This is a genomic window from Streptomyces rubrogriseus, from assembly GCF_027947575.1.
Taxonomy (GTDB): domain Bacteria; phylum Actinomycetota; class Actinomycetes; order Streptomycetales; family Streptomycetaceae; genus Streptomyces; species Streptomyces rubrogriseus.
Map to the genome: position 1 here is coordinate 4362480 of NZ_CP116256.1, position 12438 is coordinate 4374917.

Genomic DNA, 12438 nt, shown 5'->3' on the forward strand with positions numbered 1-12438 from the left:
CCCCCATGACTCAGTGGCCCTTCCTGGCCACACAAAGACCACAGCGTAAGGCAAAGGTGTAGGACGAGGAGGGGCTATGTCGTGGCAAGGAAGCACACGTAGCAGCCTACTTCCGAAGAACTGGCCCTTCGACGCCGTGTCCTGCAGAGCGGTAAACACTCGCGCCCAGGTGTCGTCAGCCGGTCGTAGACACCTCGCCAGTTGCCGTACTCCGCCAGGTGAACCCATTGCGTGCCGGTCTGGAACTTCTAGGCGATCGCCTCGCTCACCACACGATAATCGCGCCAGCGGCCACCCCGCTTCGGTGTCCGGTCCGAGAGCAACAGCTCGATCCGCGCCCACTGCGCATCAGCCAACGGCACACCCAGACTAACGATCGACTGATCCAAACGAAAGGCCCTAGACGTCAGCCAGAGGCGTCTTGTGCGGCGGCCCGGGCTCGGGTGAGGGCCGGGCGGTAGGATCCGGTCCCCGTTCTGGATGAGGTTGCCGCCGCAGCGTCGGCGGCCTGTTCTGTCACCTCGCGGTGGCGTCTGCACGTAGCCATGGCATTTCTCCCTCGACGGCAAAGTGGTCGGCCGGCCGCCTCGACCGCAGCAACTAGGCCGTTTCGTTTGGATCTTGCAGGGCTTGTCATACTTCCCGAGTGGAGATGCAAGCCGAGGAGGCAGCGCGGCGTTGGCTGGCTGATCAGGGTGTCAGTCAGGTGCGCGACGGGTGGGTGAGCGACGAGAAGCCGGACGCGTTGCTCACCACCAACGAGGTAGCGCACTCCTGGGCCGGTGATGTGTTCACCGAAGACCTGGATGCAGCCGGCCAGGTGAGGTTGGCTTTCGGGCTGCTGGACCTCCTCGACGAGTACTGGGTCACGCGCGAGATCCGGTTCGCGAACGAGGGTGCGGAGGGTCCCCTGCCGGCCGACGTGATGTGGGACGGCTACCGTCAGCGACTGGAGGCGGACCGGGACTCTGAGGCCGTCACCTACTCGCTGTGGGTGGACTGGTTCGAGGACCACGCCACTTCCGCGACGGCCTTCGCCGAGGTTCTCGGCAACGACATCGACCGGATAGTGGCCGAGCGATCGGAGGCCCTGCTCCGCCGAGCCCGTCGGGTTCTGGAGTGTTCGGGCCCGGTGCGCTGGACGGTGAAGGAGCTGACGTACCGCACCGCCATGCGACTTCCTGCCCTGCACTCGGCCGTCTTCCGCGGCCTCCTGGCGAGCTTCCACGACGTCTACGGCGACCTGGAGCCGACTGTCGCACTGACCTTCCTCGGCCAGCTGGATCTCCCCACGAACACCCAGCACCTTGCCGAACTGCGCCACGTACTTGCCGCCGGGCACAAGAACCACTACCGCAGCCCTGGCGCCTGGGACGATGCGCTTCGCTCCTGCTCCTGAGCCGTTGGCCTGGCAGACCAAAGAAAGATGCCAGCGACGTAGAGTCCGGCCAGGTAGATGGTTGCGGTCTTCTCGTAGCGGGTGGCTATGCCCCGAAACTGCTTCAAGCGGTTGATGCAGCGTTCGACGGTGTTGCGCTGCTTGTACGCCTCGCGGTCGAAGGCGGGTGGCCTACCGCCCTGGCTGCCGCGCCGCAGCCGGTGGCCGCGTTGATCGGCCGGAACGGGGATGACCGCCCGGATTTTGCGCTTGCGCAGGTGCTCGCGGATCGCGCGTGAAGAGTACGCCTTATCGGCCAGGACCACGTCCGGCCTGGTACGGGGACGTCCTCGCTGCCGAGGGACGCGGAGGCGGGCCATGACATGAGCGAAGACGGGCGCGTCACCGGCCTGTCCGGCGGTGAGCACGAAGGCCAGTGGCCGACAGTGAGCATCAGAGGCGAGGTGGATTTTCGTGGTCAGTCCACCACGAGACCGGCCGATGGCATTGTCATCGGGCTCGCCGGCCGGGCCCTTTTTGCGGGCCCCGGCTGCGTGCTGGTGCGCGCGCACGACAGTGGAGTCGACCGAGACGGTCCACCTGAGGTCTTCCTCGGCATCGGCCTGCGCGATGAGCGCGGTGAACACCCGCTCCCAGCTGCCGTCGATGGCCCACATCCGCAGCCTGTTGTAGACGCCCCTCCAGTTCCCGTACTTCTCGGGCAGGTGGACCCACTGTGATCCAGTCTGGAACTTCCAGGCGATCGCATCGATCACCTCACGGCGATCCCGCCACCGGCCACCCCGCTTCGGAGTCCCATCGGGGAGTAACGGCTCGATCCGCGCCCACTGCGCGTCGGTCAACGGCACACCCGGATCAACGATCGGCTGATCCAAACGAAACCGCCTAGTCGAGGGCTGGGACCGACGGCAGCGGCCGGTTGTCGGGCGGCAGAGGAGCCGGGCTCCGTTCGGTCAGGAACGTCACACTCGCCTGGTCCGGCTCCGAATCTGCCGTCGTGGCAGGCGCATCGGCGGCCTCGGGGCCTTGTGGGCTTCCAGTGCGACCGCGTCCGCGGTCAGGGCACCGGCCCGGAGGGCGGGGGCGAGCCCGGTCACCAGGCACTCGTGATGAAGATGCCGTCCCAGCAGCAGGACCTCGATCAGAGCGCGGGTGCCGTCCCGGTCACCATGACGTCTTGCAGGCAGCCGCCCACCAGGCGTCATGGAGGGGCCAACTTGCCTGCAGAGCGGGTCTGTTCCAGCGCGGACGCACCGGGAAAGGCGCCAGGCGTGGGGACCAGTGCCTCCAGGCCGGACGACTCATACATGCCTCCGCTGTTCCGCTGTTCGCTGCTTGCCCGAACTGGCAGCCGAGGTGCCCCCCGAACGGCGCGAGACGCTGCTCTTCAACGTCGACAGAGCCAGGCGCGTCCGATGAAGATCTTGGGCCAGCCGCCCAACGACTCGTTGGGTGGCGATGGCGACACGCCCCCCTGCCGAGCCGCCTCCGCATTCCGGCTCACACCCGTTTTTGTATGCAAGTTCACCTCCGGCAAAAACTGGCAGAACGCCGTCAAGTCGATGGTCGTCACGGACGGTGAAGGACGCGTGCTGTGGTGCAGCCCAGCACGGCCCGCAAGCTGCGCGGACCTCACTCACGCCCGCCGGTCAGGGCTGGTCAGGCTCTTGGCCGGCGGGCTCGCGGGGAGTCACGATCAAGGTGTCGGCCGGAGGCTGTGAAGCCGGATGAATCGTGGGTTACTGGCCGTCCACCGCGCCGTCCCCCGGAGGCGAAGCCGCAGCGCTCGCGTCGGGTTGCCCGCGCTTGATGGCCGCGTCCACCGCCGCACCGATGCGGCGCAGTGCCGCCAGCTCCTGAGGACCGAGATCATCGATCAGGTACTCGCGGACTGCGGCGACGTGTCCCGGCGCCGCCGCCACCACTACGTCGCAACCGGCCTCGGTCAGCGTCGCGGTGGTGCGCCTTCCGGAACCGGGGATCCGCTTCCGTGCGAGCAGTTCGCGCTTCTCGAGCCGACCGACGACATGGGACAGCCTCGACAGCGACGCCGCCGTTCGCGCGGCCAGGGCGCTCATCTGCATGGTGCGATCCGGCTGCTCGGAGAGGACCGAGAGCACCATGTACTCGAAGAAGGTCAGCTGAGCCTCGCGCTGCATGCGCGCATCCAGCGCGGCCGGCAGGCTGATCATGATCGCGGAGTTGGCCAGCCACGCCGCCAGCTCGTCGCCGTTCAGCCATCGCGTCCCGGCAACCGGACCGGTGGACGCCCCCGAGCCGGAGCCTTCGTCGGCACGAGCCGTCGCCTCGGATGTCGGTTCGTTCCGTGGACGCCGACGGCGCCGGCCGTTCGTGTCATCTGCCGTCCTCGCCATGAGGCCATCCTAGACCCACTTATTGACGCGTCAAGTTCGGAGGAGTAGAACTTGACGCGTCAAGTTCGCTCTGCGGCGCTGAGGCCCGCCCCACACGGAATGGACAACAGATGCAGTCCACGTCGCTCGGCAGGCTCGATGTCCCGCGCATCGGCCTGGGTGTCATGGGGATGTCGGCCTTTTACACCGGCGCCGGCCGGGACGAAGCCGAGTCGATCCGCACCATTCGTCGCGCCGTCGACCTCGGTGTCACCCATCTGGACACCGCCGAGGTGTACGGCCCCTACATCAACGAGGAACTGCTGGGTCGCGCGATCAAGGGCCGCCGGGACGAAGTCGTCCTCGCCACCAAGTTCGGCCTCGTCTCCCACACCGGCCGGCCGGGCCCGGACAGCACCCCCGCCAACGTTCACACGGCTGTCGACGGCTCACTGCGGCGGCTCGGAACCGACCGCATCGACCTCTACTACCAGCACCGGGTCGACCCCAATACTCCCGTCGAGGAGACGGTGGGGGCGCTGAGCGAGCTGGTGGAGGCGGGCAAGGTCCTCCACATCGGGCTGTCGGAGGCGGCAGCGGCGACCGTCCGCCGGGCCCATGCCGTCCATCCCGTGGCCGCCGTCCAGAGCGAGTACTCGCTGTGGACGCGGGACCCGGAGGCCGAGGTGCTGCCAACACTGCGTGAGCTCGGCATCGGACTGGTTCCCTACGCACCGCTGGGACACGGCTTTCTCACCGGTGACATCCGCACCCTGGACGGCCTGGACGCCGCCGACTGGCGTCGCTCCAATCCCCGGTTCACCGGCGACAACCTCACGCGCAACCTGCGCATCGTCGACGAGGTACGCGAGGTCGCCGACGAGGTCGGGGCCACGCCCGCGCAGGTCGCTCTGGCCTGGCTGCTCGCGCAAGGAGACGGCATCGCGCCCATTCCGGGGACGACACGCATCGACCGCCTCAAGGAGAACAGCGCCGCCGACGGCATCCGACTCACCCCGGGCCAGATCGCCCGCCTGAACAACCTCACACCGGCGTCCGGCGAACGCCATGCCGAGCCCGACATGGCCGCCGTCGACCAGTGAGTCAAGCGCGCACGTACCGATTTGCCCCGCGCACCACACCACGTCCTGCTTCAGCGAAAGAAACGGAACACCACATCATGTCAAGCAATCTCATCCGGGTCGGCATCATCGGCGCGGACACGAAGGCGAGCTGGGCGGGCGCCTCGCACATACCAGCGCTGGCGGCCCAGCCCGACTTCCACCTGGCCGGTGTGGCGACGCGCCACGAGGAGAGCGCGCGCGGCGCTGCCGAGGCGTTCGGCGCCGAGCGTTGGTTCGCGGACCCCTACGCGCTCATCGGTGACCCTTCGATCGACCTCGTCACCGTCGCGGTGAAGGTCCCGGCTCACCGCGAGCTCGTCCTGGCGGCCCTCGCGGCGAACAAGGCCGTGTACGCGGAGTCGCCGCTGGGCGCGACCGTCGCGCAGACGGAAGAGATGGCTGAGGCGGCCGGCTCACTGCACACCGCGATCGGCCTGCAGGGCCGGCTCAACCCCTCGGTACGCCGCGCGTCGGAGATCATCGCCGAGGGCCGGCTCGGGCGGCTGCTCTCGGCGCGAGTCGCCGCGACGACCTTCGGCAACGGCCCGGAGTCGGTGAGCGCGTACGAGTACTTCGACAAGGCAGCGTCCGGAGCCGGTTTCCTCACCATCGCCGCGGGCCACGTCCTGGATGTGGTCGAGGCCGTTCTCGGCGACATCACCGAGATCGACGCCCGCACCGAACTCCTCTGGCCCCAGGTGAAGTTGGTCGACACCGGCGCGATGTCCGTCCGCGAGGTCCCGGATCACCTCGACGCCATCGCCAAGACCTCTTCGGGGGCGCCGGTCGGGGTGCAGATCCTGGCGGGCGTGCCCGCACCCGACGCCCACTTCAGTCTGGAGGTACGCGGATCGGAGGGCTGGCTGAAGCTGACGGGCGACCACCCCGCGGGCGTTCAGGTCGGCGACCTCACCCTCTCGTCGAGCGTCGACTTCACCGCGCCCGACCGCCCGGTCGCCACCGGCGCGGGACCCACCGCCGCCGACATCTGGACGGGCGCTTCCATCAACGTCGGCGAGGTCTACGCCAGCCTGGCCCGCGACATCACGAACGGCACCCACCACACCCCGGGATTCCAGCACGCCGCCCACAACAGCCGTCTCATCGCCCGAGTCGAACAAGCCGCCCGGACCGGCGTCCGGCAGTGACCCGCCGCACCTCGCGACACCGTGCCTCACTGCCGTGACGGATACGGCGACCGATCCGCGGGCACGGGCGGCCGACATAGGTTCGGACTCGCTGAAGGGTTCCTGAGGCCCACCCCCCGATCAGAGAGTCGCTGATGATGTCAGTCCCTCGTCCTCGTCACCATGGCCCTCGCGGCGCTTCGCGGCAGGCTCACGGCGTATGACCACCTCCGCGCGCGCCGCTGTTCTCGAAGCGCAGGACGGGCCCTTCGAGTTCCGCGACATTGAGATCGAGGACCCGCGGTCCGACGAGGTACTCGTTCGCATGGTCGCGACCGGAATATGCGCGACCGACGCTCACGTGCGGGCACAGCGCATGGCAACGCCGCTGCCGGTGGTGCTGGGGCACGAGGGAGGAGGAGTCGTCGAACGCGTGGGGGCCGCTGTCACCACCGTCGAGCCCGGTGACCACGTCGTCCTCTCCTATCACTCGTGCGGCCGCTGCAAGCCGTGCTTGTCCTCGCACGCGGCCTACTGCGACAACGTCTGGGCGGCCAACTTCGCAGGTGCCCGCCTGGACGGCTCGAACGGTCTCCACGTCGCCCACGGTGCTGAGCCGCACGGTCACTTCTTCGGCCAGTCCTCGTTCGCCACCCACGCCCTGACGCACCAACGGAACACGATCAAGGTCCCCCGCGATCTGCCCCTCGACGTCATGGCTCCGCTGGGGTGCGGGCTGCAGACGGGCGCGGGGGCCGTACTCAAGGCCCTCGCCGTGCCGGCGGGAGCGTCCTTCGCGGTCTTCGGTGTGGGAGCGGTGGGCCTGGCGGCGGTCATGGCGGCACATGTCGCGGGTGCCACCACCATCGTCGCCGTCGACGTCGACGCCGGCCGCCTCGATCTGGCCCGCGATCTCGGAGCGACGCACCTCGTGGACCCCGGCCGGGTCGAGGATCTGACCGGCGCGCTCCGCGCCGTCGACGAACGCGGTCTGGAGTACGTGCTCGACACCAGCGGCCGCGCGGAGAACCTCGACGCCGGGGTCGGCGCCCTGGCCCCGATGGGACGATTCGGCTTCGTGGCGTTCCACGAAGGAGCGGGCGCCGTGCTCGACGCCGGCCGGCTCACGCTCGGCCAGTCGCTTCAGGGCATCATCCAAGGCGACGCCGTCTCGTCGCTCGTGATCAACGACCTTGCCCAGCTCTATCGAGCGGGCCGGTTCCCCATCGACCGACTGCTGTCCTTCTACGACTTCGCCGATATCAACACCGCGTTCGAGGACGCGGGCTCAGGCCGCGTCACCAAGGCGGTCCTTCGATTCACGTCACCGGGATAGCCCACCCGTTCCACAGCTTCCCAAGAACACAGAAAGGCGTCCCGTCGATGTGCCAGAGCAGTCAGAAACCCATCAGGGTCGAAGAAACCCCGAGCTTCTACGGGATCGAACCTTATGGGTTCCCCCGCGCGGGGGCGGACGACCCGTTGGACCCCGCGGACTATTACCCCCCGTATTTCCAGAGCGAGCACTTCCAGAAGTACGGCTACCACGTGGAAGAACTGCGCGGCGGCTTCTACTGGGTCACCAGTGCCGGCTACGACGCCGCGTTCGTGGTGACCGAGGAGGGCGTGGTCGCGATCGACGCGCCCCCGACGCTGGGCGAGAACATGCTGGCGGCGATCGAGGACGTCACCGACCGACCGGTGACCCACGTCATCTACAGCCACTGGCACGCCGATCACATCGGCGCGGCCTCCGTGTTCGGTCCCGACGTCGAGATCGTCGCCCACCGCATCACCAAGGAACTCCTGGAGCGCTTCCCCGACCCGAAGCGTCCCCTGCCGACGAGGACGTTCGACGACGAACTCGTCCTCGAAGTGGGCGGCGTGAGCCTGCAGCTCTCCTACAAGGGGGAGAACCACTGCCCCGGCAACATCTTCATCTACGCACCGCGGCAGAAGGTGCTCACGGCCGTGGACATCGTCAGTCCGGGAAGCGTCACGTTCATGCACTGCGACGCCTCGCAGAACATCTCCGGCTGGTACGAGGCTCAGTCCCGGATCCTCGAATACGACTTCGACTACTTCGTCGGCGGGCACCACATGCATTACGGCACCTACGAGCAGGTGAAGCTGTGCGTGGAGTACTTCGCCGACGTGCTCGAGGGGGCGACTGCGGCGGTCGAGCGGTTCAGCCGCTCGGATGCGCTCGTCGACATAGTGACCGGCACCGGCTGGGACAGGATCTTCGTCGGTACCGAGAACTGGATCAGCTCCATGGCGAACTACACCACCCGCCACGTCCTCGAGAAGGAGACGAGCGACGGCCGGCTCTGGTGGGAACGGCTGGCAGGAGCCACCACCCAGACCAAGTACCACGCGTACACCGTGCTGGAATCGATCCGCCTCGAACGGCCCCGGCCCGACTACCGCCTGCGGGGCGAGAATCCTCCGGTCTTCCTGACCTGACACCGTTCTGAACGGTGCGAGCAAACCTTGTATACGAGAAGGATCATCATGAAAGCCGTCGTCATCACCTCGTTCGGCGAACCCTCCGTGTTGCGGGTTGCGGAGGCTCCGCGACCGGTGCCGGGTCGGGGTCAGGTACTGGTGCGGGTTCACGCCGCCGGGGTGAACCCCGCGGAGATCCAGGCACGCGCCGGAGCGTTCGGCCTGCGTGCTCCCGCCATCCTCGGATTCGAGTTCGCCGGCGTCGTCGAGGCGGTCGGCCCGGGCGTCGACGAGGACGTGGTCGGCAACCGCGTCGCGGGCTGGCCGGACTCCGCCACCCAGGGCTCCTACGCCGAGTACACGGTCAGCAGCAACTTCGCGACGATCCCCGACGGCGTTTCCTTCGAGGAGGCCGCGGCCACTGTCATCGGCGCCGACAACGCGGCGAGGGCTCTCGGCCTTCTGAACATTCGCCCGGGTGAAACGCTCGTGGTCACCGGCGCGAGCGGTGCTCTGGGCAGCGCAGCCGTGCAGTTCGCGCGACAGCGCGGTGTGACGGCGATCGGCGTCGCCGGGACTGCCAACGCCGACTTCGTCAGGAGTCTCGGGGCGACCCCTGTCGCCCACGGCCCGGGCCTGGTCGATGGCATCCGTGCCGCCGCTCCGGGCGGGGTCGATGCCGCGCTCGACACCGTCGGCAACGGGCTCGTTCCCGCCCTCGTCGATCTTCTCGGCGGCCCCGGCCGGATCGTGACGCTCGCCGACCCCGATGCCGCACAACACGGCGTCGTATTCAGCCCCGGAGGCAGCTGGAACCGCGACCGCGGCCCTGTCCAGGAAGCCCTGAATCTGATCGCCGCCGGCGCATGGACCGCACGCATCGGCCGGAGCTTCCCACTCGACGAGGCCGCCGACGCTCATCGCCTCGTCGCCACGGGCCACACCCACGGCAAAGTCATCCTCCTTCCCTGACTCGGCCGACCGACCATTTCAACCACGACAACAAACAACTGGAGAATCCGAAATGCCTGCAGTCCTCGTCCATGGTGTACCTGATACCCACCGGCTTTGGGACACCGTCCGTTCCCATCTTCAGCGCGAAGATGTTTTGACGATCGATCTCCCCGGGTTTGGCGTACCCCTGCCAGAGGGATTCACGTCGACGAAGGAAGAGTATCTCGATTGGCTCATTGAGAGGATCGAGGAAATCGGCGAACCCGTCGACCTGGTCGGTCATGACTGGGGGTCTCTACTCACGGGCCGTCTCGCGTCTGTCCGACCGGAACTGGTGCGGACATGGACAGGCATCAGCGGTCCCATCGATCCGGAGTATCCGTGGCACTATCTTGCCAAGATCTGGCAGACGCCGGGCGAGGGCGAGCAGTGGATGGCGGACCTCGACCTCGAGGAGTTCGCGGCAAGCCTCAACGAGGCGCAGATGCCGCGCGACGCGGCAGACGAAGCGGTCCGGCACATCGATGCCACGATGAAGGCAAGCATTCTCGCCCTTTACCGTTCGGCGATCGAGGTCGGGGCGGAGTGGAAGCCGGGTCTGAGCAAGGTGACCGCACCAGCGCTAGTGATCTGGGGCCTGGACGATCCGTTCCTTCCTCACCGCTTCGCCGACGAGCTCGGTAATGCCACACGCGCACGTGCCGTCTTCAAGCTGCGCAGCTCGCACTGGCCGATGATAGAGCGTCCGGCCGATGTCGCGCGCGAACTTGAGGCCCACTGGGCTCACGTGTAAAACCTGCGCTTGGGTCACTCGGGCTCACCATGGCGAACGGCAGTAATTGCTCGCTCGCCGTGGTGAGCCCGAGTGACCACGCATGTGTCCGCAAGCGATTCTTCGTGACGCAGCCCGGAGAGCGTTGCCGGGCTGCACAAGGCAGGAGCATCCTGATGACGAATTCAGCACATACCCGGATCGGCGTCGGCCTTGTCGGGGCCAGTACCGATTGGGGTTGGGGCGCAATTGCTCACGTCCCGGCGCTGCAGGCGCTCGACGCGTTCCAGATCCGCGCCGTCAGTACGACTCGTATGGAGAGCGCGAACGCGACCGCTCGTCGGCTGGGCGTCGATCTCGCCTTCGACACACATGAGGCTCTGGTCGAGCGACCGGAGGTCGACCTGGTGGTGGTTGCGGTCAAGGTGCCGGAGCACAAGCGGATTGTTTCCGACGCGCTGGCCGCGGGCAAGATGGTTTATTGCGAATGGCCGCTCGCAAGAAACCTGTCGGAGGCCGAAGCGCTGGAGGGGTTTGCCCGCGAGCGGGGGCTGCGGACGGTTGTCGGGTTGCAGGGCGGCCTGCATCCGCCGATCCTCTTCCTTCGCGACCTCATCGCGCAGGGCGTGATCGGCAAGCCGCTCAGCACGAGCATCCGAGCGCATTTGTCCGACGCCATGTGGGTCGGCCGGTATGACCCGCCGGTCGAGTACATGGCTGACGCAAAGCATGGCGCCACGCTTCTGAGCATCATGCTCGGCCACGGGCTCGAACCGCTCGCCCGCGTGCTCGGCACGTTCGAGAGTCTGTCCGCCGTCGTCGCCAATCAGCGCGGTGACGGCGTCCGCCTCTCCGATGGCGCGTCGCTGCCGAAGGACACGCCGGATGAGATCGTCGTCGCCGGCGTTCTCGAAGGCGGGATCGTCACTTCGCTGCACTACAGTGCCGGGCAGTCCGCCGGCTCGGCGATGGTATGGGAGATCCAGGGCACCGAGGGCAGTGTGCGTGTGGAGTCGGCGTCGGGCTACATCCATTTCACCGATCTCACCATCACGCTGCGCCGCGGCAGCGAGCCCGTCCGAGTGCTACAGGTCGCCCCCGCCTATGCGGCTCCCGACCTGCAACTCGACGCACCCGCAGCGGGGGTCGCCCGCCTCTACGCCCAGTTCGCCGCCGACCTCCGCGACGGAACCGCCGATGCGCCGGATTTCGCGGTCGCACTCGATCGCCACCGGGTGCTCGAGGCGATCACACGGGCCGCTGAAACAGGTCATCGGCAGCATCTGTCCCGCCCGACCGAATGAACTCCAGTCTTTGAACCCGGGAGGGGCACTGCCGCAGGACCCGAGGAGATGGCGATCCGCGAGCTAAGAGCTCGTACAGATAGGCGTGTGCTCATGGGCGGCGGTTCGGGCGGTTGTCCCAGCGGTGGGTCGTCCATGACCGGCGGATCAGGATACGGAGGGTGATGATCGTGTCTGCAAGGTCGAAGAAGGCGTCGATGATCGTGGCTCGCCGTTCGTAGCAGCGGGCGAGCCGGCGGAAGGCGTTCTGCCAGGCTGGGTGTGCTCGACGTGCCACCGCTGGCTGGCCTGGATCGGCGCCGTCTCGCCTCTGTGCGCGATGCGGCCTCGCAGGCCGCGGGCGGCGAGTTCGGTACGGGTCTGGTCCGAGTTGTAGCCGGCGTCCAGGTGCACGGTGATGTCGTCGGGCAGCGGCCCCGGGTCCTTGAGGCGGTTCAGAGTCGGAGCGAGAAGCGGGGAGTCGTGTCGGTTCGCTCCGTCTAGGACCCTGTCGAGCGGTATTCCGTATCCATCCGTCATGTCCGAGCGTTTGAGGCCTTGTTTGCCGCGGTCGACAGGTGAGCGGTCGGCGATCTCCCCGCTGCCGGGGGGGCTTTGGTGATGGAGCCGTCGATGGCGATCTGGTCGAGCAGCAGCCCGACGATCCGGTCGAGCCGAACCGGAGCAGTTGCAGCAGTTTGTCGAAGATGATCCGGTCGCTGATGCGGCGGAGATGGCAGTCCAGTGGATGGGTCGGATCGACCATCGGGCGCTCGGGCAGCAGCGCCGCGAACTGGTCCCAGAGAGGGTTGGTCAGCCAAGATGGCAGGACGGGCAACGGTCTCCCCAGTGGTCACGAAGCGTCACAGCCATGATCACTGAGGCTTGTGCACGGCCCTACTGTGAGAGCTTCGCACGCCGCCGATCTGTGCTGGCTGCGAGCGGCCAAACGAATCTCCTACGTCGCATCGGTGAAA

Annotated in this window: 10 protein-coding genes and 1 pseudogene; 8 read left to right on the forward strand and 3 right to left on the reverse strand. The window is 67.5% G+C overall.

Features of this window, described 5'->3' with window-relative positions:
* Positions 1 to 652: 652 nt before the first annotated feature.
* Positions 653 to 1399, forward strand: coding sequence for a hypothetical protein (locus Sru02f_RS19980; protein WP_167469444.1), 747 nt, complete (start codon positions 653 to 655; stop codon positions 1397 to 1399).
* On the opposite strand, the gene Sru02f_RS19985 is transcribed toward Sru02f_RS19980, so the two are convergent.
* Both Sru02f_RS19985 and Sru02f_RS19990 read right to left on the reverse strand, forming a co-directional pair.
* Positions 1351 to 2247 (reverse strand): IS5 family transposase, encoded by an 897-nt coding sequence (locus Sru02f_RS19985; RefSeq protein WP_109031339.1) that lies wholly within the window; start codon positions 2245 to 2247, stop codon positions 1351 to 1353. The genes Sru02f_RS19980 and Sru02f_RS19985 overlap by 49 nt on opposite strands.
* Before the next feature lie 891 nt (positions 2248 to 3138).
* Positions 3139 to 3774 carry a MarR family winged helix-turn-helix transcriptional regulator gene (locus tag Sru02f_RS19990; protein WP_109031340.1) on the reverse strand — a complete coding sequence of 212 codons (636 nt, stop codon included), beginning with the start codon at positions 3772 to 3774 and terminating at the stop codon, positions 3139 to 3141.
* Positions 3775 to 3884: 110 nt separating this feature from the next.
* On the opposite strand from Sru02f_RS19990, the gene Sru02f_RS19995 reads away from it, so the two are divergent.
* The 7 genes from Sru02f_RS19995 (at position 3885) to Sru02f_RS20025 (ending at position 11482) form a co-directional block, all read left to right on the forward strand.
* Positions 3885 to 4856 (forward strand): aldo/keto reductase, encoded by a 972-nt coding sequence (locus Sru02f_RS19995; RefSeq protein WP_109031341.1) that lies wholly within the window; start codon positions 3885 to 3887, stop codon positions 4854 to 4856.
* A 77-nt stretch (positions 4857 to 4933) separates the two neighbouring features.
* The gene (locus Sru02f_RS20000; protein WP_003977845.1) at positions 4934 to 6025 is read left to right on the forward strand and encodes a Gfo/Idh/MocA family protein; all 1092 of its coding nucleotides are present in this window, start codon (positions 4934 to 4936) and stop codon (positions 6023 to 6025) included.
* A gap of 199 nt (positions 6026 to 6224) precedes the next feature.
* The gene (locus tag Sru02f_RS20005; protein WP_109031342.1) at positions 6225 to 7340 is read left to right on the forward strand and encodes an NAD(P)-dependent alcohol dehydrogenase; all 1116 of its coding nucleotides are present in this window, start codon (positions 6225 to 6227) and stop codon (positions 7338 to 7340) included.
* A gap of 47 nt (positions 7341 to 7387) precedes the next feature.
* Positions 7388 to 8470 carry an MBL fold metallo-hydrolase gene (locus Sru02f_RS20010; RefSeq protein ID WP_109031343.1) on the forward strand — a complete coding sequence of 361 codons (1083 nt, stop codon included), beginning with the start codon at positions 7388 to 7390 and terminating at the stop codon, positions 8468 to 8470.
* 48 nt (positions 8471 to 8518) lie between these two features.
* Positions 8519 to 9424 (forward strand): NADP-dependent oxidoreductase, encoded by a 906-nt coding sequence (locus Sru02f_RS20015; RefSeq protein ID WP_109031344.1) that lies wholly within the window; start codon positions 8519 to 8521, stop codon positions 9422 to 9424.
* 52 nt (positions 9425 to 9476) lie between these two features.
* Positions 9477 to 10199 (forward strand): alpha/beta fold hydrolase, encoded by a 723-nt coding sequence (locus Sru02f_RS20020; protein WP_109031345.1) that lies wholly within the window; start codon positions 9477 to 9479, stop codon positions 10197 to 10199.
* A 155-nt stretch (positions 10200 to 10354) separates the two neighbouring features.
* Entirely contained in the window at positions 10355 to 11482 is a 1128-nt protein-coding gene (locus tag Sru02f_RS20025; protein ID WP_109031346.1) for a Gfo/Idh/MocA family protein, read from the forward strand.
* Between the two features lie 91 nt (positions 11483 to 11573).
* On the opposite strand, the pseudogene Sru02f_RS20030 reads toward Sru02f_RS20025, so the two are convergent.
* Positions 11574 to 12299, reverse strand: a pseudogene (locus tag Sru02f_RS20030) (transposase).
* Positions 12300 to 12438 lie beyond the last annotated feature (139 nt).